The sequence below is a fragment of the Pseudomonas triclosanedens genome, from assembly GCF_026686735.1.
Lineage (GTDB): Bacteria > Pseudomonadota > Gammaproteobacteria > Pseudomonadales > Pseudomonadaceae > Pseudomonas > Pseudomonas triclosanedens.
Map to the genome: position 1 here is coordinate 5,503,073 of NZ_CP113432.1, position 19,402 is coordinate 5,522,474.

General features: G+C 65.7%; 17 protein-coding genes. 7 read left to right on the plus strand and 10 right to left on the minus strand.

Annotation, left to right across the window (positions count from 1 at the left end; translation table 11 throughout):
- Positions 1 to 91: 91 nt before the first annotated feature.
- From hflX to OU419_RS25645, 7 genes are all read right to left on the minus strand, one after another.
- Positions 92 to 1,393 (minus strand): ribosome rescue GTPase HflX, encoded by a 1,302-nt coding sequence (gene hflX / locus OU419_RS25615; RefSeq protein WP_254472282.1) that lies wholly within the window; start codon positions 1,391 to 1,393, stop codon positions 92 to 94.
- Positions 1,394 to 1,405: 12 nt separating this feature from the next.
- Positions 1,406 to 1,654 carry an RNA chaperone Hfq gene (gene hfq / locus OU419_RS25620; protein ID WP_015479145.1) on the minus strand — a complete coding sequence of 83 codons (249 nt, stop codon included), beginning with the start codon at positions 1,652 to 1,654 and terminating at the stop codon, positions 1,406 to 1,408.
- Between the two features lie 106 nt (positions 1,655 to 1,760).
- A complete protein-coding gene (miaA, locus tag OU419_RS25625; RefSeq protein ID WP_254472281.1) occupies positions 1,761 to 2,726 on the minus strand; it encodes a tRNA (adenosine(37)-N6)-dimethylallyltransferase MiaA in 966 nt (321 codons plus the stop codon).
- Between the two features lie 85 nt (positions 2,727 to 2,811).
- Positions 2,812 to 4,713: a DNA mismatch repair endonuclease MutL gene (gene mutL / locus OU419_RS25630; RefSeq protein ID WP_254472280.1), complete on the minus strand. Its 1,902-nt coding sequence runs from the start codon at positions 4,711 to 4,713 to the stop codon at positions 2,812 to 2,814.
- Entirely contained in the window at positions 4,710 to 6,137 is a 1,428-nt protein-coding gene (amiB, locus tag OU419_RS25635) for an N-acetylmuramoyl-L-alanine amidase AmiB (RefSeq protein WP_254472279.1), read from the minus strand. The genes mutL and amiB overlap by 4 nt, the downstream gene beginning before the upstream one ends.
- Positions 6,138 to 6,145: 8 nt before the next feature.
- Entirely contained in the window at positions 6,146 to 6,613 is a 468-nt protein-coding gene (gene tsaE, locus OU419_RS25640) for a tRNA (adenosine(37)-N6)-threonylcarbamoyltransferase complex ATPase subunit type 1 TsaE (RefSeq protein ID WP_254472278.1), read from the minus strand.
- On the minus strand, positions 6,601 to 8,103 hold the full coding sequence (locus OU419_RS25645; protein WP_254472277.1) for an NAD(P)H-hydrate dehydratase: 1,503 nt from the start codon (positions 8,101 to 8,103) through the stop codon (positions 6,601 to 6,603). Before OU419_RS25645 ends, tsaE begins: the two co-directional genes overlap by 13 nt.
- Positions 8,104 to 8,206: 103 nt before the next feature.
- Here OU419_RS25645 and queG point away from each other — a divergent pair, with 103 nt between their 5' ends.
- Entirely contained in the window at positions 8,207 to 9,280 is a 1,074-nt protein-coding gene (gene queG / locus OU419_RS25650; RefSeq protein WP_254472276.1) for a tRNA epoxyqueuosine(34) reductase QueG, read from the plus strand.
- A gap of 44 nt (positions 9,281 to 9,324) precedes the next feature.
- Here the strand turns inward: queG and orn are convergent, their stop codons facing one another.
- Positions 9,325 to 9,867, minus strand: coding sequence for an oligoribonuclease (gene orn, locus OU419_RS25655; RefSeq protein ID WP_254472275.1), 543 nt, complete (start codon positions 9,865 to 9,867; stop codon positions 9,325 to 9,327).
- An 89-nt stretch (positions 9,868 to 9,956) separates the two neighbouring features.
- Between orn and rsgA the strand changes: the two genes are divergently transcribed.
- Positions 9,957 to 10,988 carry a small ribosomal subunit biogenesis GTPase RsgA gene (rsgA, locus tag OU419_RS25660; RefSeq protein WP_254472274.1) on the plus strand — a complete coding sequence of 344 codons (1,032 nt, stop codon included), beginning with the start codon at positions 9,957 to 9,959 and terminating at the stop codon, positions 10,986 to 10,988.
- Between the two features lie 35 nt (positions 10,989 to 11,023).
- On the opposite strand, the gene motB is transcribed toward rsgA, so the two are convergent.
- The gene (gene motB / locus OU419_RS25665) at positions 11,024 to 12,079 is read right to left on the minus strand and encodes a flagellar motor protein MotB (RefSeq protein ID WP_254472273.1); all 1,056 of its coding nucleotides are present in this window, start codon (positions 12,077 to 12,079) and stop codon (positions 11,024 to 11,026) included.
- A gap of 15 nt (positions 12,080 to 12,094) precedes the next feature.
- Positions 12,095 to 12,946: a flagellar motor stator protein MotA gene (motA, locus tag OU419_RS25670; RefSeq protein ID WP_254472272.1), complete on the minus strand. Its 852-nt coding sequence runs from the start codon at positions 12,944 to 12,946 to the stop codon at positions 12,095 to 12,097.
- Positions 12,947 to 13,067: 121 nt separating this feature from the next.
- Here motA and OU419_RS25675 point away from each other — a divergent pair, with 121 nt between their 5' ends.
- From OU419_RS25675 to OU419_RS25695, 5 genes are all read left to right on the plus strand, one after another.
- A complete protein-coding gene (locus tag OU419_RS25675) occupies positions 13,068 to 14,591 on the plus strand; it encodes an HDOD domain-containing protein (protein WP_254472271.1) in 1,524 nt (507 codons plus the stop codon).
- Positions 14,592 to 14,720: 129 nt separating this feature from the next.
- On the plus strand, positions 14,721 to 15,536 hold the full coding sequence (rhdA, locus tag OU419_RS25680; protein ID WP_254472270.1) for a thiosulfate sulfurtransferase: 816 nt from the start codon (positions 14,721 to 14,723) through the stop codon (positions 15,534 to 15,536).
- 3 nt (positions 15,537 to 15,539) lie between these two features.
- Complete coding sequence (asd, locus tag OU419_RS25685; RefSeq protein WP_254472269.1) at positions 15,540 to 16,409, plus strand: archaetidylserine decarboxylase; 870 nt, start codon at positions 15,540 to 15,542, stop codon at positions 16,407 to 16,409.
- A 76-nt stretch (positions 16,410 to 16,485) separates the two neighbouring features.
- Positions 16,486 to 17,463 carry an HPP family protein gene (locus OU419_RS25690; RefSeq protein WP_254472268.1) on the plus strand — a complete coding sequence of 326 codons (978 nt, stop codon included), beginning with the start codon at positions 16,486 to 16,488 and terminating at the stop codon, positions 17,461 to 17,463.
- Between the two features lie 128 nt (positions 17,464 to 17,591).
- Positions 17,592 to 19,394 (plus strand): molecular chaperone, encoded by a 1,803-nt coding sequence (locus tag OU419_RS25695; RefSeq protein WP_254472267.1) that lies wholly within the window; start codon positions 17,592 to 17,594, stop codon positions 19,392 to 19,394.
- The last annotated feature ends 8 nt before the right edge of the window (positions 19,395 to 19,402 follow it).

Consider the following 19,402-nt stretch of genomic DNA (forward strand, 5'->3'; position numbering starts at 1 on the left):
CTCTCCATCTGATAACGCGAAAACGCGCCTACGGCGCGCCCACCCATGCTACCGAATGCCCCGCCCCCTGCCAAAAGCAGCGGCCCGGGCTTTATTGCAAAGTGTGTTGCGCAATGAACTCCGCCGGCTGCCAGCCTTCTCGACTGACCAGGCGGTTCAACTCGACACGCGGCAGGCGGACCTGCAACACAGCGCGCCCTTCTTCATCATGCCCCTCGGACTGTACCGCGCCCAGTTCGAAGAACTGAGCACGAAGCCGCCCCAGGCGTTGTGGCAGGCAGAGCGTCCCAACGAACAGGTCCTCGCCCAGCAACTCGGAGATCGCCTGCTCGATCAAGTCCAGCCCACGGGACTCACGCGCCGACACCCAGACCCGAACGGGCTTGCCGAATTCGTCACGCTGAATCCACGGATCCATGTCCTGCAACAGGTCGATCTTGTTGTAGACCTCGAGCATCGGCAACTCGTTGGCGCCGATTTCCTGCAGCACCGCCAGCACCTGCTCGATCTGAGCATCGCGCTCCGGCTCGTGAGAGTCGATGACGTGCAGCAGCAGGTCCGAATTGCTCGACTCTTCCAAGGTAGCCCGAAACGCCTCTACCAGCTTGTGCGGCAGATGGCGAATGAAGCCTACGGTGTCAGCCAGAATTATCGGCCCGATATCGTCCAGCTCCAGCCGGCGCAAGGTCGGATCGAGGGTAGCGAACAACTGGTTGGCCGCGTATACCTCGGAAGTGGTCAACGCGTTGAACAGCGTGGACTTGCCGGCGTTGGTGTAGCCGACCAGAGAGACCGACGGGATTTCCGCACGGCGACGACCGCGACGAGCCTGCTCGCGCTGACTGCGGACCTTTTCCAGGCGCTGCTTGATCTGCCGGATGCGCACCCGCAGCAAACGGCGGTCGGTTTCCAGTTGGGTTTCACCCGGACCGCGCAAGCCGATACCGCCCTTCTGGCGCTCAAGGTGAGTCCATCCGCGCACGAGGCGCGTACTCATGTGCTCGAGCTGGGCAAGCTCCACCTGCAGCTTGCCCTCGTGTGTACGAGCACGCTGGGCGAAGATGTCGAGGATCAACCCCGTCCGGTCGAGCACACGGCATTCGAGCGCTCGCTCGAGGTTGCGCTCCTGACTCGGAGTGAGGGTGTGATTGAAGATGATCAGCTCGACCTTCTCGGCATGGACCAGGTCGTGCAACTCTTCGACCTTGCCGCTGCCGATCAGGTACTTGGCTGAAGGCTGATGGCGCGAAATGTTTACGAACGCTACAGACTCCGCGCCCGCCGAACGCGCCAGCTCCTGGAACTCCTGCGGGTCTTCGCGCGCCTCGGGGTCCTGACCTTCCAGATGGACCAGAATGGCCCGTTCCCCACCGCCCGGGCGCTCAAAGAACAAGGCGAACTCCCGTCAAACGTTACCCGGCTCTGCCGGTTGGTCACCGCTGGGCAGACGCACCGGACGGCTGGGAACAACGGTAGAGATCGCGTGCTTGTAGACCATCTGGCTGACAGTGTTCTTCAGCAGGATGACGAACTGGTCGAACGATTCGATCTGGCCCTGCAGCTTGATGCCGTTGACCAGATAAATGGAAACCGGTACGCGTTCTTTCCGCAGGGTATTGAGGTAAGGGTCTTGTAGCGAATGCCCTTTTGACATATGCCGCACTCCTTGTAAGGGTAATAATCAGATTTTAGTAGTAGTCGAATTGGCTTAACGCCGTCCTGAACCCCAAGGATAGACGGCCAGAATTAAGGTCTCGAGCCTATATGGAGACCGCCTCAAGGTATTTCAAGGCACGCGGCAGATTGTCATCCGCCATGCTGTCCAACCAGTGTAGATGGCTCCAGCTGCGCAGCCAGGTGAACTGGCGCTTGGCCAATTGCCGCGCGGCGATCACGCCGCGCTCCTCCATTTCAGAGTAGGACAGTTTGCCCTCGAGGTAATCCCATACCTGTCGATAGCCAACAGCCCGTATAGACGGCAGCCCGGCGTGCAAGTCACTTCTCGAGCGCAGGGCTTCGACCTCGGCGACGAATCCCTGTTCCAGCATCTGGCGAAATCGTTGCGCGATACGCGCGTGCAGTACCTGGCGCTGCAGAGGCGCGATCGCCAGGTGAGCGACAGTATACGGCAATTGCCCACCGCCTTGCGCGCCGAACCCCGCATTTTCACTCGCCTGCCGACGTCGATGTTCGCTCATGGACATGCCGCTGACGCGATGGACTTCCAACGCCCTGACAAGGCGCTGCGGATCGTTCGGATGGATGCGCGCAGCCGACTCAGGGTCTACTCGCGCAAGCTCCGCGTGCAGGGCGGCCCAACCATCTGCGGCCGCCCAGGCCTCCAGCTCCGCGCGCACGGCGGGGTCCGCGCCGGGCATGTCGGCAAGGCCTTCCAGCAATGCCTTGAAATACAACATGGTGCCGCCGACCAACAGAGGAATGCGGCCGGCAGCGGTGATCTCAGCCATCGCCGCCAGGGCGTCGGCACGGAATTCGGCCGCCGAATAGCTTTCGCTGGGGTCGCGGATATCGATGAGACGGTGCGGAAACTCCGCCAGCAGCTCGCGCGAGGGCTTGGCGGTGCCGATATCCATGTCCCGGTAGATCAGCGCCGAATCGACGCTGATCAACTCGACAGGCAACAGGCGCGCCAGCTCCAGGGCCAGGTCGGTCTTGCCGGCGGCAGTGGGGCCCATGAGGAAAATCGCGGGAGGCAGGGAGGACATCGGGGACTCGTTCTTGCGCACTGCTGAATCGTTTGACGCGCAGTGTACTGCAGAAAGCTGAACCCAGGCTTACGGGACGTCGACTTCAACGTCCGCGCAGGAACAATTTATCCAGCTCATCCAGCCCCAGTTGCGTCCAGGTCGGCCGACCGTGGTTGCACTGGCCACTGCGCTCTGTCGTCTCCATGTCGCGCAACAGGGCGTTCATCTCTGGCAGCGTCAGGCGGCGATTGGCACGCACTGCGCCGTGGCAGGCCATCGTGCCCAGCAATTCGTTGAGATGCGCCTGGATGCGATCGCTGGTGCCGTACTCAAGGAGATCGGCGAGCACGTCGCGCACCAGTTGCGTGGCCTCGGCCTGCTTGAGCAATGCGGGAATCTGGCGGATTGCCAGGGTTTCCGGGCCGAGCCGCTGCAGCTCGAAACCAAGCCTGGAGAACCAGCTCGAATGCTCCTCCGCACAGTCAGCCTCACGCTCGCTGACAGCGATGGACTCCGGCACCAGCAACGGCTGCCCGCGCAAGCCTTCACTGGCCATCGCGGTTTTCAGGCGCTCGTAGGTGATCCGCTCATGGGCGGCGTGCATGTCCACCAGCACCAGGCCGTGGGCGTTTTCGGCGAGGATGTAGATGCCTTTCAACTGCGCCAGCGCATAGCCCAGCGGCGGTACGTCCTGGCTAGACTCCGGCAAGGGCTGCGACACTGCCTGCTCCGGCAGCGGCGCGAAGTACGCCTGGTAGGCGCCCTGGGCCTCCTGCAGCGGCGGAACCTCCGGACGTGCCGACGGGTAGCCGTAGCCGGAGGAAGCCCCCCCCGAGGCGGAGCCCGACTGCCAGGTACGCGCCGCAGCCGGCGCTTCGAGCACGGTTTCCGCCAGTCGCATCTCGCCCTGCGGCCCGAACTCGCCGGCGGCGACGCCCGTGGGACGCGGAACCGTCAGCGTGGTGGCGCCGGGCGGCGCGAGCTGATCGTCCGGCCGCACTTCGGCCAGAGCCCGATGCAGGGTGCCGTAGAGGAAGTCATGCACCATGCGGCTGTCGCGGAAGCGCACTTCATGCTTGGTTGGGTGCACATTGACGTCCACCACCGCCGGGTCGACTTCGAAGAACAGCACGAAGGTCGGATGGCGGCCGTTGTACAGCACGTCGCGATAAGCCTGGCGCACGGCGTGAGCGACCAGCTTGTCGCGCACCATGCGGCCATTCACATAGAAGTACTGCAGGTCCGGCTGGCTGCGCGAGAATGTCGGCAGCCCGACCCAGCCCCACAGATGCAGGCCGTTACGCTCTACCTCGATAGGCAGCGCCTGCTCGAGGAAACCGGCGCTGCACACCGCTCCGACGCGACGGGCACGAGCCGCTTCGTCCCTGGCTTCGTGCAGCGAAAGAACGGTCTTGCCGTTGTGGCGCAGATGGAAGGCCACGTCGAAACGCGCCAGCGCCAGGCGCTTGATAACTTCCTGCAGATGATCGAACTCGGTCTTCTCCGCCCGCAGGAACTTGCGCCGAGCCGGAGTATTGAAGAACAGGTCGCGCACTTCGATGCTGGTGCCCACGGGATGGGCGGCCGGCTGCACGGTAGGCTCCATGTCGCGCCCCTCGACTTCCACCTGCCAGGCCTGCTCGGCGTCGGCGGTGCGGGAGGTCAGGGTCAGGCGCGATACGGAACTGATCGAGGCCAGCGCTTCTCCACGGAAGCCCAGGCTCATCACCCGCTCCAGATCTTCCAGCTCGCGGATCTTGCTGGTGGCGTGGCGGGCCAGGGCCAGCGGCAGGTCCTCGGCAGGAATGCCGCCGCCATCGTCACGCACCCGAAGCAGCTTCACACCACCCTGTTCGACCTCGACGTCAATGCGCTTGGCACCGGCATCCAGGCAGTTCTCCAGCAGCTCCTTGATAACCGAGGCCGGCCGCTCGACCACCTCGCCGGCGGCTATCTGGTTGGCCAGCCGCGGGCTGAGCAGCTGGATACGGCGCGCGTCACTCATCGCTGGGACGCCAGGGCAGTGCCCGGAACCTTGAGGACCTGGCCGATTTTCACCGTGTCACTCTTGAGATTGTTGGCGGTACGCAGCGAGGCGGTACTGACGTCATAGCGGCTTGCGATCATGCCCAGGCTTTCACCGGCACGCACCACATGCTCGCGCGGCCCGCTGGCCAGTTGGCCGCCGTCGCGCAACGAAGCGATATAGGTGCCCGGCGGCGGGGTCTGCACGAAGTACTGGCGAACACCGCTGGCAATCGAGCGCGCCAGCGCCTGCTGGTGCGAGCTGCTGGCCAGCTTCTGCGATTCGTTCGGATTGGAGATGAACCCGGTTTCCACGAGGATCGACGGAATGTCCGGAGACTTCAGCACCATGAACCCCGCCTGCTCCACACGCCGCTTGTGCAGCGACGTCACACGGCCCACGTTGGTCAGCACCTTGTGGCCGACATCCAGGCTGGACGACATGGTCGCGGTCATGGACAGATCGAGCAGCACACCTGCGAGCATCTTGTCCTTGTCGTCGAGGTTCACTCCGCCATCACCGCCGATAAGGTCCGAACGGTTTTCCGTATCGGCCAGCCAGCGCGCGGTCTCGGAGGTCGCGCCGCGGTCGGACAAGGCGAATACCGACGCACCGAAGGCACTGCGGCTGGGCGCGGCGTCGGCGTGGATCGAGACGAACAGGTCGGCGCCCTTCTTGCGCGCGATGGCGGTACGACCGCGCAACGGGATGAAGTAGTCGCCGGTACGTGTCAGCTCGGCGCGGAAACCTTTCATCTGGTTGATCTGGCGCTGCAATTCGCGAGCGATGGCCAGGGTGATGTTCTTTTCGTGCAGGCCACCCGGGCCGAGGGCGCCAGGATCTTCGCCGCCGTGGCCGGCGTCGATAGCAATCACGATGTCGCGCTTGCCGCCGGCGGGCACGGGCAGCTTGGCCACAGACTGGCTGGGCGTCACAGGCGTGGCGGGCAGGTTCGGCGTCGGTGTGGCCGGGACGTCCGGGGTGATGTCGGCACCCTGGTCATACAGATCGACGACCAGGCGGTTGCCATATTGCTGGTTCGGCGCCAGGACGAAGCTCTTGGCGGTGACCTGATTCTTCAGGTCCAGCACCAGACGCAGATCGGTCGGCGAGCGCTGGGCGGAGCGCACCGCGGTAATCGGAGTATTGCCAAGCTTGAGCTTGTCGACGGCGGTAGCCAGTTGGGCTCCATTGATGTCGACGACGATGCGATTAGGCGCACTGAGGGTAAACAGGCTGTGCTGCACAGGCCCGGACAAGTCGAAGACCAGCCGAGTGTTGTCCGGCGCACGCCAGATTCGAACGCTCTTGATTTGCGTGGCGGCAAGAACCTCGCCAGCAGTCATCGCCAGCAGAACGGTCATTCCGGTCAACAACGCCCGAAGGCGCAACCCCCAACCCATCTTTTTTCTCATGCTCCCTTGGCCAGGGCGGCACACCAGGCTTCGCCCCGAGTACCGTGCGGTTCGAGGCGCAGCATGCGTCCGCCCGCATGCGGAGTAATGGTAATGTCCATGTCGGCCTTTGGCAAAATGCCTGTGCCACGCTCAGCCCATTCGATCAGGCACAGGGCGTCGCCCTCGAAGTAGTCGCGGATGCCGAGGAACTCCAGCTCCTCCGGGTCAGCGAGCCGGTAGAGGTCGAAGTGAAAGGCGCGCAACGCGCCGATTTCGTAGGGTTCGACCAGAGTGAAGGTCGGGCTCTTGACCGCCCCGCCGTGCCCCAGGCCCCGCAGGATGCCGCGCGACAGTGTGGTCTTGCCCGCCCCCAGGTCGCCGTGCAGATAGATCACGCCATGCCCCTGGGTCGCTGCGGCGATCTGCCACCCGAGGTCATACATGGCCTCTTCGCCGTCGGCGAACAGATTCAGTTCAGACATGGGCTGTGCTCCTCGAGCAACTGACGAACGGCAGGGGCAAGATCGCTGGCAGCCAGGCCGCGCCCCTGGGCACCCAGCGACTCGCCAGCACGGGCGTGCAACCACACCGCCAGGCAGGCGGCATCGAAACTCGGCATCCCCTGGGCCAACAGCGCACCGAGAATGCCGGACAAGACATCCCCCAGGCCGGCCCCGGCCATTGCCGGATGCCCGTGACTGCACAGCGCCAGCCTGCCATCGGGAGCAGCCACCAGACTGCCAACCCCCTTGAGCACCACGACCGCCTGATAGCGCTGCGCCAGTGCGCGGGCGGCCTTCGGACGATCCGCCTGTACATCGGCTGTTGATATGTCCAACAGGCGCGCTGCCTCCGCCGGATGCGGCGTCATCACCCAGTCGCCGGACGGGCGTGCGACCAGATCCTCGGCTAGCAGATTGAGCGCATCGGCGTCCCACACCTGCAATCGTTCGAGGCTGGCGGCCGCGCTGACCAGCACCCGCCCCCATGCCTCACACCCTACGCCGGGGCCTACCACCAGCACGCTGGCCTTCCCGGCCAGGCGCAGCAGCTCGGCCGAAGAAGCGACACCACGCGCCATCAACTCCGGGCAACGCGCCAGCGCGCCAGCGACATGCGCTGCGCGAGTGGCCACCGACACCAGCCCCGCGCCGCAACGCAGCGCGCTCTCGGCAGCCAGCAGCACTGCGCCGCCCATGCCGGTGTCGCCACCGATCACCAGCGCGTGACCGAACAAGCCTTTGTGCGCCGCTTTCGGCCGCGGCGGCAAACGTGCCAGGGAGGCCGGGGCGAGACGAATCGCCATCGAGTCTCCCGACAGCAGCGCCGGGTCGGCATCGAGCCCATCGAACACCAGGTCGCCGCAGAAATCCGGACCGCTGGCGGTGAACAGGCCGAGCTTCAGCCCGATGAAGGTCACCGTCAGATCGGCACGCACCGCCACGCCGAACACCTGGCCATTGTCCGCGCCCAGGCCAGAGGGGATATCCACCGCCAGCACGGGCCGTCCGCTGGAGTTGATCGCGGCGATCGCCGCGGCATAGGGCTCGCGCACGGCGCCGCCGAGTCCGGTGCCGAGCAACGCATCGACGACGACGCCCCGCAGCTCCGAGCCCTCGCTCCAGCGCTCCATGTCGACCCCGGCGGCGCGGGCCTCGCCGTAGGCGGAGGCAGCATCACCGGCAAGCCGGGTCGCATCGCCCACAGCCAGCACTCGCACCCGCCAGCCGGCGCGCAATGCCAGTGCAGCGATCAGATAACCATCCCCGGCATTGTTGCCATGCCCAGTCAGCACGCTGATTTCGCCGACATCCGGCCAGCGCCGGCGTAGCGCGCGCCAGGCCGCATGAGCGGCGCGCTGCATGAGTTCGAAGCCCGGGGTGCCAGCGGCAATGATGCGCGCATCCAGGTCGCGCACCTGTGCGGCGCCATACAGGGCAATGGGGAGATCGTCGTGTGGATGGTCAGTCATCGCGTTTCCGGGCGGCGGGATGTGTCGCCTTCGCGCCGGGCAGGCCGGCTGCGGCAAGGTCTGGCAGAATTATACTCACCCAGGCCCGGCTTTCCCGCTCTCCATGTACGATTCGACGCTCGACTACGACGACCTCGCCCGTTCCATCAAGGACTGGGGGCGCGAACTCGGCTTCCAGCAGGTCGGCATCAGCGGGCTCGACCTGGAAACCCACGGCGCACACCTGCAGCGCTGGCTGGAGGCGGGCTACCACGGCGAGATGGACTACATGGGCGCCCACGGCAGCAAACGCTGGCGCCCGGACGAACTGGTGCCCGGCACCCTGCGCGTGGTTTCGCTGCGCATGGACTACCTGCCCGGCGACACCCGCATGGCACAGGTGCTGGGCGATGCCGAGAAGGCTTACGTCTCCCGCTACGCGCTGGGCCGCGACTATCACAAACTGATCCGCAAGCGCCTTCAACAGTTGGCCGAGCGTATCCAGCAACGGATCGGTCCATTCGGCTTCCGCGCCTTCGTCGACAGCGCTCCGGTTCTGGAAAAGGCCATCGCCGAGCAATCCGGGCTCGGCTGGATCGGCAAGAACACCCTGGTACTGAACCGCAAGGCCGGCAGTTATTTCTTTTTGGGCGAACTGTTCACCGACCTGCCGCTGCCGGTCGACCCGCCCCACGCCACGGAGCACTGCGGACGCTGCTCGGCGTGCCTGGACATTTGCCCGACCGCCGCCTTCGTTGCGCCTTACGTGCTGGACGCGCGGCGCTGCATTTCCTACCTGACCATCGAGCTGAAGGGCTCGATCCCAGAAGACCTGCGCGCGTTGATCGGCAATCGCGTATTCGGCTGCGACGACTGCCAGATGGTCTGCCCGTGGAACCGCTTCGCACGCGCTACCGACCAGGGCGACTTCCGACCCCGCCACAGCCTGGACAACGCCGCACTGGCAGAGCTGTTCCTGTGGACGGAGGAAGAGTTCCTCAGCCGCACCGAAGGCTCGCCGCTGCGCCGCGCAGGCTATGAGCGCTGGCTGCGAAACCTGGCCGTGGGACTGGGCAATGCGCCGTCGACCATTCCGGTGATCGAAGCGCTGAAGGCACGCCGGGAGTTCCCGTCGGAACTGGTGCGCGAACATGTGGCGTGGGCCTTGCGCCAGCACGAGGGCCGGCGCCGCGGCTAGCCACTCCCGGCCCGCCCCTGCGGAGCGGACCAGACCAGCGCCACTTACAGTTTGATGAAGTGCTCGCGGTAGTAGCGCAGTTCGGCGATGGACTCGCGGATGTCGTCCAGCGCCAGGTGGGTGTTGCCCTTCTTGAAGCCGTCCCGCACCTGCGGCGCCCAGCGCGCAGCCAGTTCCTTGAGAGTGGAGACGTCCAGGTTGCGATAGTGGAAGTAGCCTTCCAGCTTCGGCATGTGGCGATAGAGGAAGCGGCGGTCCTGGCAGATGCTGTTGCCGCAGATCGGCGAGCTGCGCTTGGGCACCCACTTCTCCAGGAACGCCAGGGTCATGGCTTCCGCCTGGGCCGCGGAGATGGTGCTCTCGCGCACCCGCTGGGTCAGCCCCGACTGGCCGTGCTGGCGGGTATTCCACTCGTCCATGCCGGCGAGCAGCTCCTCGCTCTGGTGCACGGCGATCACCGGGCCTTCCTCAAGAATGTTCAGATCGCTGTCGGTAACGATGGTCGCCATCTCGATGATGACGTCCTTGTCCGGGTCCAGCCCGGTCATTTCCAGGTCGATCCAGATCAGGTTCTGTGGGTTCTGCATGATGGGGCTCCTCAGCTCAGCCCCCTAGTTTAGCGGGAAGCGCATGACTGCATGCTAAACTGCGGCGCGATTTTCCCTGTGGATACCCTATGGCCAAGCGTCACCTCACCCGCCGGCAAAGCTGGCGCATCGAAAAGATCCAGGAAGAACGCGCCGCGCGCGCGGCCAAGCGCGAAACGCGCGCCCTGGAGGAGCTGGAAGGCGGCGACCTCGGCCCGGAACAGACCGGCCAGGTGATCGCCCACTTCGGCGTGCAGGTGGAAGTCGAGGCCCAGGAAGGCGAGCATGCCGGCCAGGTGTTCCGCTGCCATCTGCGCGCCAACCTGCCGCCACTGGTGACCGGCGACCAGGTGGTCTGGCGCCCCGGCAACCAGGGTATCGGCGTGATCGTCGCGCAACTGCCACGCAGCTCCGAGCTGTGCCGCCCGGACATGCGCGGCGTGCTCAAGCCCGTTGCGGCGAACGTCGACCGCATCGTCATCGTCTTCGCCCCGCGCCCGGAGCCCCACGCCAACCTGATCGACCGCTACCTGATCGCCGCCGAGCATGCCGGCATCAAGCCGCTGCTGCTGATGAACAAGGCCGACCTGGTCGACGAAGAAAACGCCCCGTTCCTCGATTCGCTGCTGGGCACCTACCGCGAGCTGGGTTACCCGCTGCTGGAAGTCTCCGCCTTCAACGGCCTGGCGATGGACGCCTTGCGCGCCGCGCTGAACGAGCACGTCAGTGTGTTCGTCGGCCAGTCGGGCGTGGGCAAATCGTCGCTGGTGAATGCGCTGCTGCCGGGCGTCGATACCCGCGTCGGCGACCTGTCGGAAGTCACCGGCAAAGGCACCCACACCACCACCACCGCGCGATTGTTCCACTTCCCGGCGGGCGGCGACCTGATCGACTCTCCCGGTATCCGCGAATTCGGCCTGGGCCATGTCAGCCGCGACGATGTCGAGGCCGGATTCATCGAATTCCACGACCTGCTCGGGCATTGCCGCTTCCGCGACTGCAAGCATGACCGCGAACCCGGTTGCGCCCTTCTCAAGGCGCTGGAGGAAGGCCGTATCTCGCCGCAACGAATGGCGAGCTACCGGCACATTCTGGCCAGCCTGCCGCAGGACGAGTACTAGAGAAAGGGCCAGCATTCACGCTGACCTGTTCAATTTCACTGCTGCCTGTTCAACTCGTCGAGCTTCAGCGTCCCGCCATCGTCGAACAGATTGAGCTTCTGCTTGAGCTGATCCGGCGGCAGCGGCTCGCCCTGGCCGTTTGAGGGCTGAGCCAGTGCGCCCGCAGGCGCAGCGCTGCCCGGCACTGGAGCGGTGCCATCCTGCGGCTTATCCGCCCGGCCATCCTGCCCTTCGATGGCACGCTGCGCCTTCTTGGTCAGGACGATGATGTCGATGCGACGGTTCACCGGGTTCAGCGGCTTGTCGCGATCGAATAGCGCCGACGAGGCGTAGCCGACCACACGGGCGATCTGGTTCTCCGGATAGCCACCGGCCTCCAGCGCACGGCGCGCCGCGTTGGCGCGGTTGGCGGACAGTTCCCAATTGCCGAAGTCACCATTGCCCGCGTATGGCTTGGCATCGGTGTGGCCGCTGATGCTGATCTTGTTCGGCACCTGGCGAATGGTTTCCGCCATCGCCAGCAGGATGTCCTCGAAGTAGGGCTGCAACCGCGCGCTGCCCAGGTCGAACATCGGCCGGTTCTCCGAGTCGACGATCTGGATGCGCAGGCCGTCCTGGGTAATCTCGAACAGGATCTGATCCTTGAAGCGCTTGAGCGTGGGGTTTTCGTCGACCTTGTTCTGCAGCTCCTGGAGCAACAGTTCGAGGCGTTCGTGCTCGATCTTCTCGGCGATATTCTCCGCCTGGTCGGCGTTCACCTTGGCCTCATCCTGCGGGCTGATGCGGGTTTCATCCGCCTCGGGCTGCGCCTGGATCTGCGGGTTCAGGGTCTTGTCCGGCGCCGGCGTCGGCGTGCCGCCCAGGTCGATCACATAGGGGCTGGCGCTTTCGGTGAAGCCGATGGGGTCCTGGAAATAGCCGGAAATGGCCTTCTTCTGCTCCGGCGTGGCCGAGGACAGGAGCCAGAGCACGAGGAAGAACGCCATCATGGCGGTGGCGAAGTCGGCGAAGGCGATCTTCCACGAACCACCGTGGTGGCCCGCGGCATAGCGCTTGACGCGCTTGATGATGATCGGCTGGTTGTTATCCATGCGTCAGACGACCCATCAGCGACCGCGAACGGCCTGCTCGAGCTCAGTGAAGCTCGGACGATGCGCCGGCAGCAGGACCTTGCGGCCGAACTCCACGGCCAGCGACGGCGGCATCCCCGAGGCCGAGGCCACCAGGCAGGCCTTGATGGCCTCGTAGAGATTCAGTTCTTCCTTGGCGTCGTGTTCCAGGGCATTGGCCAGCGGGCCGACGAAGCCGTAGGCGGCGAGAATACCGAGGAAGGTTCCCACCAGCGCGGCTGCCACGTGGTGGCCGATCTCCGCCTGGCTACCCTGGCCCAGCAGGGCCATCGTGATCACGATGCCGAGCACCGCGGCAACGATACCGAAGCCCGGCAGGGCATCGGCCACACGGGTCACCGCATGAGCGGGATGTTCGAAATCCTCCTTGAGGCTGCCCAGCTCCATGTCGAAAAGACCTTCCAGCTCATGCGGCGCCATGTTGCCGGAGGACATGATTCGCAGGTAGTCGCAGATATAGGCGGTCATGCGCTCGTCTTTCAATACCGCCGGGTACTTGCTGAAGATCGGGCTGGCGGAAGGGTCCTCGACGTCCGCCTCGATCGCCATCATGCCCTCGCGGCGGCTCTTGTTGAGCACCTCGTAGAGCATGCCAAGCACCTCCAGGTAGAAGGTGTGGGTGAAGCGGTTGCTGAACATCTTCGGCGCTTTTTTCAGCACCGTCATGAAGGTGCTGCCGGGGTTCGCCTGGAGGAAGGCACCCAGCGCCGCACCGGCGATGATCAGCACTTCGAACGGCTGAATGATGGCCGCGATCTTGCCGCCAGAGAGCATGTACCCGCCGAGCACACTGCCCAGGATGACGATGATGCCGATGATTTTTGACATGGGGACCGGACTGAAGCTGTGAACAGAAAGAGAGGCACTTTTCCCGCCTCCCTGTTGTTATCGGAAAATTCGGGCAAGACTATAGGCCGAAAACACTAAAAACCAGTTCGGCGCCCTACGCATGCCCAACCCAGTGCCCAATCCAGAGCGTCTTGCGGCCTGGCTCTCCCTGCTGGAAGAGCTGCCACTGCCCGTCCCGCAGGAGCAGAACCAGCGAATTCGCCACGCGTTGGGCGACAGCCGCCGCTCGATCCGCGACATCTCCGACCTGCTGCAGGACTGCCCGACCCTGGCGCTGGCCATCCTGCGCGAGGCCAACCGCGCCGAAAGCGCCCGCGACAATCCGGCGGAAAGCCTGGAAGTCGCACTCAATCGCCTTGGGCTTGCGCGCGTCACCAATCTGCTGGAGCAGCTGCCGAGCCAGCCCGAGGCGCAAATGCCACGCGCGCTCAGCCAATTGCTGCTGATCAGCCGCCACGCCATGCAGCAGGCCAGCGGCCTGTTTGCCAACCGCCTGGCACGCCTGTGGCAGGAAATCCACTGGGGCAGCCTGTTCGCTCTCGCGCCGCTGTGGGCTCTGGCAACGGCGCGGCCGGAGTTGCTGGAAACCTGGCAACGGCAAGTCTTCGCCCAGGGCCGTAGTAGCGCAGAGGTCGAGCAGGAGCTGCTGGGCATGCGCCTGCTGCCGCTATGCCGGGCGCTGGCCGAGCGCTGGCGGCTGCCCGACTGGATCGGCCAGGGCTTCACCCTGCTCAGTGACGACCGTCGCCTGCTGGTCCGCGCCCTGCACGTCGCCCACACCGAATCCGAGCCGCTGGGACAGCAGCAGCGCCTGGACGCCGACCCCGAACTGGCGCGCTGGCTGACCCGGCCGGCGAACACCATCTTGCTGGCCAACAGCCTGGCGATGGCCGCGCATCAGTCCTGGAACGGCCCGCACATGCTGCGCTGGCAACGCCTGACTGGACTCTACCTGCAGATGCCGCTGGACGAACTGCAACAGCAGATCCACGGCCTCGCCGCACAGAGCGCACGGCGCCACTCCCGCCCTCGGCTCTGGCACCCGGCCCAGGCGCTGCTCTGGCCGTGGGACACACGCCGCTGGGGCAGCATCGCTGCAGAGCCCGCGCCCAGCGCACCCGACACACTCGCGCAATGGCGCCAGCACTGCACGCGCCTGCTGCAGAACCCAACGCCATTCGGCAACGCCGTGCAGTTGCTCGACACCGCCGCCGCCGCGCTGCAAGCCTGCGGACTGCAGCGCGGCCTGATCCTGCTCACCGACCGCGGCCAGGAATGGCTGCAGGTCCGCCGGCACTTCGGGCTGCCGGAGCAGGCCGGCGAGCTGAAGCTGCAGATTTCCGCCAGCCCGCTGCTGCGCAGGCTGATGCAACAGCCCGCACAGTTGCGCCTCGGCCCGGCGAGCATGGCGGAGTTCTCGGCCGTGCTGCCCGGCGCGCTGAAAACCCAGTTGCCCAGCGAACACCTGCTGCTGCGCTCGCTGGGCAACGGCAACCGGGTGGTGATGCTGCTCGCCGCCGACCGCAACGGCCAGCCGCTGGGCGACCTGCATGCCCAGGCATTCGGCCGCACCGCCCAGTGTATCGAGCAGGCCATCCGGCAGATGTCCCGCAGCGCATCCTGACCCGTCCCGTTTCCGGTACACTGCGTTCCCTTTAGACTATCGCCGCGCAACGGGTAGCCCAGGGCCGCCAGCTCACGCCGCCTCTTCCATCATCACGGTGGGCCACCCACCGTACCGGGAGACTCCGACATGTCCGCCTTCTCCACACTGCCCCTGGTCATCGAGCCCGCCGACCTCGCCGGCCGCCTCGAAGCCGCCGAACTGATCCTGGTCGACCTGACCAGCGCCGCACGCTATGCCGAAGGCCACATCCCCGGCGCCCGCTTCGTCGCCCCGGCGCGCACCCAGATGGGCGGCACGCCGGCCCCCGGCCTGCTGCCGGCCAAGGCCGACCTCGAAGCGCTGTTCGGCGAACTGGGCCACAACCCTGATGCCGTCTACGTGGTGTACGACGACGAAGGCGGTGGTTGGGCGGGGCGCTTCATCTGGCTGCTCGATGTGATCGGACATCACCGCTACCACTATCTCGACGGCGGCCTGCACGCCTGGATCGCCGATGGCCTGCCGCTGAGCCAGGACGCCCCCTCCCCTGCCGGCGGCCCGCTGCCGCTGACGCTGGACGATGCCCCCACTGCCACCCGCGAGTACCTGCAGAGCCGCCTGGGCGCAGCCGACCTGGCCATCTGGGACGCACGCAACCCCAGCGAATACAGTGGGCAGAAAGTCCTCGCCGCCAGGGGCGGGCACATCCCCGGCGCAATCAACTTCGAGTGGACCGCAGGCATGGACCCGGCGCGCGCGCTGCGCATCCGCACCGATATGCCGCAGATTCTCCAGAACCTGGGCATCACTCCTGACAAGGAAGTGATCACTCACTGCCAGACCCACCACCGTTCCGGCTTCACCTACCTGGTGGCCAAGGCCCTCGGCTATCCGCGCGTGAAAGGCTACGCTGGCTCCTGGTCGGAATGGGGCAACCACCCCGACACCCCTGTAGAGGTTTAAGGAATGTCGTTCAAAGATCGTCTGTTCATCCTCAGCCAGTACCTGCTGCCGCATCACCTGCTGTCGCGCCTGATCGGCTGCGCCGCCGAGTGCCGCGCCCCCTGGTTCAAGAACCGCCTGATTCCCTGGTTCGCCCGGCGTTATCAGGTCGACATGCGCGAAGCGCAGGTCGAAGACCTGGCTGCCTACGAGCACTTCAACGCCTTCTTCACCCGCGCCCTCAAGGATGGTGCCCGTCCGCTGGATGAGGCCGCCGACAGTGTGCTCTGCCCCGCCGACGGCGCGATCAGCCAGCTCGGCCCGATCGAGCATGGCCGCGTGTTCCAGGCCAAGGGCCACAGCTACAGCCTGATGGAACTGCTGGGCGGCGACGCCGAGCGCGCCGCGCCCTTCATGGGAGGCGAGTTCGCCACCGTCTACCTGTCGCCCAAGGACTACCACCGCGTGCACATGCCGCTGGCCGGCACCCTGCGCGAGATGGTCTACGTCCCGGGCCGCCTGTTCTCGGTGAACCAACTGACCGCCGAGCAGGTACCGGAACTGTTCGCCCGCAACGAACGCGTGGTGTGCATCTTCGATACCGAGCGCGGGCCGATGGCCGTGGTGCTGGTCGGTGCGATGATCGTCGCCTCCATCGAAACGGTCTGGGCCGGCCTGGTCACGCCGCCCAAGCGCGAGTTGAAGAGCTTCTCCTACGACGAAGCCGCCCGCGCCCCGATCCACCTAGAGAAAGGCGCCGAGCTGGGCCGCTTCAAACTGGGTTCGACCGCCATAGTGCTGTTCGGCCCCGAGCAGGTGAGCTGGGCCGAAAACCTCTCCGCCACCAGCCCGGTGCGCATGGGCCAGCGCCTGGGTGGAGCCCGCCAGGGCTGATCGCCCCGACCATAATCAGGCGGGCGGCCCATGAGCCGCCCGCCACGCTCCTCGCTTACTGCCTTGCTGTCTCACCATGAAACGCTTCCTGCATCTCATGGGCTGGCGCGCGAACGCCACCAGCCACCTGGAAAAATGGCTCTCCGCCATCGGCGCACTCTGCGCAATCGCCGTGATCTATGCCGTGACCCACTGGCTGCTGCCCAGCGAAGCGGCGCTCTGGGTCGTCGCCTCGATGGGCGCCAGCGCCGTCCTGCTGTTCGCCGTACCGCACGGCGCGCTGTCCCAGCCCTGGGCGGTACTTGGCGGGCAGGTGCTTTCGGCCCTGGTCGGCGTGACCTGCCAGAAGCTCCTCCCTGACCACCCCTTCACCCCCGCGCTGGCAGTCGGCATTGCGATCCTGGTCATGCACTATGCGCGCTGCATCCATCCGCCCGGGGGCGCAACGGCGCTGGCGGCGGTCTCGGGCGGGCCGGCAATCGCCGCGCTGGGCTTCCACTACGTGCTCAGCCCGGTACTGCTGAACGTGGTACTGATCCTAGCCGTCGCCGTTCTGTTCAACGGTCTGTTCCCGTGGCGCCGCTATCCGGCGCCGCTTGCGCGCCTGCCCGAAGCACCCAGGCTGCCCAGCGGCCCCGCTCCGGAAGACCTCTACCACGCGCTGCGCAAGATGGATTCATTCATCGATGTGCAGTTCGACGATCTGCTGAAAATCCTCCAACTCGCCCAGCGACACGCGCAATCCCAGCGTCTGGGGCTGGACGACATCCTGCTCGGCGCCTGCTACAGCAACGCCCAGAGCGGCAATGCCTGGGCCGTGCGCCAGGTGATCGATGACCACCCCGGCAAGCGCACGCGCCAGGACCAACTGATCTACAAGGTGGTCGCCGGGGCAGGCAAGGGCAACACCGGGTCGTGCCGCCGCCAGGACCTGCTGAACTGGGCTGCGCACGCGGTGATCGCCCAGGGGGACGGCTGGGTCCGCGTGACGCCGCAGGACTCCGCGAGCAACGCCCTGCTCCGCCAGCTCAAGGGCGAAACGCCTCGGCCGTGACTCGATAGCGCACCAACCCAGCGATGGGCTGCGGGGCGCGACGGATGCTGCTAGAGTTCGGAAAAAGCCGAGCGTGATGACCGGTCGGTCCGCCAAACGGCCCAGATTGTGGAGAACCTGATCCAACCATGGACAACAGTCCCCAGCAGTTTCTGCGCGTCCCCACCCCGACGCACGAAAGCCTTAGCTTCTGCAATGCCAACCCGCGCGAGCTGAAATACTGGCTGGACCATCTGCCAAAAGCCAACCTGGGCGAAACGGCCCGGCAGCTCTATCAGGGGCTGATCGAGCTGAACCAGTTGAAGCTTCCGGTGGAAGCACGCCTGCAGTTGCTGGAACTGTTCCGCCCGGAAGTGCAGTTCGTCTGCCAGCACCTGGAGCGGCATTTCCTCAACCAGTCCATCGTCCTCGACGAGCGTCCGCGCAAGGTGGCAAATCTCTGCCAAGCGCTGCAGAACCACTTGGCCATCGGCTACAAACTCATCGTCGTGCGCGAGGCACCGCGGACTTCCCGCGAGCGCGCGCAGTTGCTGGCCGCCTCCATCCAGCGCGCCATCCGCGCCTTGTGCGGGCCGCTGGTGCGAGCCTCGCAACTATACTGCCCGGTGCCGGAAGGGCTCTGGCTTGAGCTTCATCAACTGTACCAACTGGCCCGCCAGCACGGCCTGCAGAACATCGCAATCCGCGACTCCCTGGCCCGCCAGCCGGAAGGGCTGAGCATCGAGCAGTCCTACCTGGTAGCGCTGATGCTCGGCTCGGCGCGTTGCAACCAGATGCGCCAGAACAATATCGCCCGCCTGGCGGAAGCGCTCGAAGGCTGGACCGCGCAGGTGCGCATCCAGTCGGCCGACGCACCTTCGACCCTGTTCGTCATCGCGCCCCAGGTAGACGGACCGCCGCGCTACCGCACGCTGTTCAAGGAAAGCGACCTGCACAGTTGCGTGGGAGTCGACCCGCAGCCGCTGGTCGACCAGATCAAGGAGTACCTGCTACTGCCAGCGGAAAGCCGCGCCCAGGCGCGCCTGAAAGTGGCCGACGGCATCACCGTCGATCTGCTGCAGCACCTCGCCGCCGCCTGGGGCGACATCGCCGAGCGGACCTTCCAGCGCACCCCCGGCCAGGGGCAGCTCATCGTCTGTATCGGCATGAGCGCCCTGCACTACTTTCTCGCTGGCCGGCAGAACTTCGCCGACGTGCTCAGGATACAACTGGATACCCAGGTTCCCGCCTTCAAGGCCGACGTCAAGGACGCCTGGTCCGGCGCCTTCGACGCCCAGAAGGTGAATGACTGGCAACCCGGCATGCCGCTGGAAGAAATCGAATACACCCCGCACACACCTGCCGACGGCTCCCGGGCCATCGCCGAGTCGCCCAGCGATGACTACCCGGTCTTCACCTTGCCGATCGTCAACCACAGCCCCGGCGGCTATTGCCTGACCTGGCCGAAGGAAATTCCCAACCAGCTCCAGGCCGGCGAGCTGCTGGGCATCCAGGACACGCCGGAGCATAGTTGGAGCATCGCCGTGGTGCGCTGGATTCGCCAGGTACGCGGCGGCGGCACACAGATGGGCATCGAACTGATCGCTCCGCTGGCCCAGCCCTGCGGCCTGCAACTGCTGCGCAAGACCGAACAGAGCAGCCAGTATCTGCGGGCATTGCTGCTGCCGGAAATCTCCGCGATTTCCAGGCCGGCCACTGTCATCACCCCTCGCCTTCCGTTCCAGGAAGGCAACCGCGTGCAGATCAACCTGCACGGCGAAGAGCGCCGCGCGACGCTTTCCCGCAAGATCACCGCAACCGGCAGCTTCACGCAGTTCGAATACCGTGCACAGGACCCCGTGGCGCCGGCTAACGATAAGCCGGTCACAGCGCCAAACACCCGCGGCAGCGGCGGGGAGGAAGACTTTGACTCACTCTGGAAGTCTCTGTAGATTCGACC

Excerpts from the sequence above, each read along its gene's own strand:
- hfq (WP_015479145.1), bottom strand. The coding sequence starts at position 1,654 with ATGTCAAAAGGGCATTCGCTACAAGACCCTTACCTCAATACCCTGCGG.
- miaA (WP_254472281.1), bottom strand. The coding sequence starts at position 2,726 with ATGTCCTCCCTGCCTCCCGCGATTTTCCTCATGGGCCCCACTGCCGCC.
- mutL (WP_254472280.1), bottom strand. The coding sequence starts at position 4,713 with ATGAGTGACGCGCGCCGTATCCAGCTGCTCAGCCCGCGGCTGGCCAAC.
- amiB (WP_254472279.1), bottom strand. The coding sequence starts at position 6,137 with ATGGGTTGGGGGTTGCGCCTTCGGGCGTTGTTGACCGGAATGACCGTT.
- tsaE (WP_254472278.1), bottom strand. The coding sequence starts at position 6,613 with ATGTCTGAACTGAATCTGTTCGCCGACGGCGAAGAGGCCATGTATGAC.
- OU419_RS25645 (WP_254472277.1), bottom strand. The coding sequence starts at position 8,103 with ATGACTGACCATCCACACGACGATCTCCCCATTGCCCTGTATGGCGCC.
- queG (WP_254472276.1), top strand. The coding sequence starts at position 8,207 with ATGTACGATTCGACGCTCGACTACGACGACCTCGCCCGTTCCATCAAG.
- orn (WP_254472275.1), bottom strand. The coding sequence starts at position 9,867 with ATGCAGAACCCACAGAACCTGATCTGGATCGACCTGGAAATGACCGGG.
- rsgA (WP_254472274.1), top strand. The coding sequence starts at position 9,957 with ATGGCCAAGCGTCACCTCACCCGCCGGCAAAGCTGGCGCATCGAAAAG.
- motB (WP_254472273.1), bottom strand. The coding sequence starts at position 12,079 with ATGGATAACAACCAGCCGATCATCATCAAGCGCGTCAAGCGCTATGCC.
- motA (WP_254472272.1), bottom strand. The coding sequence starts at position 12,946 with ATGTCAAAAATCATCGGCATCATCGTCATCCTGGGCAGTGTGCTCGGC.
- OU419_RS25675 (WP_254472271.1), top strand. The coding sequence starts at position 13,068 with ATGCCCAACCCAGTGCCCAATCCAGAGCGTCTTGCGGCCTGGCTCTCC.
- rhdA (WP_254472270.1), top strand. The coding sequence starts at position 14,721 with ATGTCCGCCTTCTCCACACTGCCCCTGGTCATCGAGCCCGCCGACCTC.
- asd (WP_254472269.1), top strand. The coding sequence starts at position 15,540 with ATGTCGTTCAAAGATCGTCTGTTCATCCTCAGCCAGTACCTGCTGCCG.
- OU419_RS25690 (WP_254472268.1), top strand. The coding sequence starts at position 16,486 with ATGAAACGCTTCCTGCATCTCATGGGCTGGCGCGCGAACGCCACCAGC.
- OU419_RS25695 (WP_254472267.1), top strand. The coding sequence starts at position 17,592 with ATGGACAACAGTCCCCAGCAGTTTCTGCGCGTCCCCACCCCGACGCAC.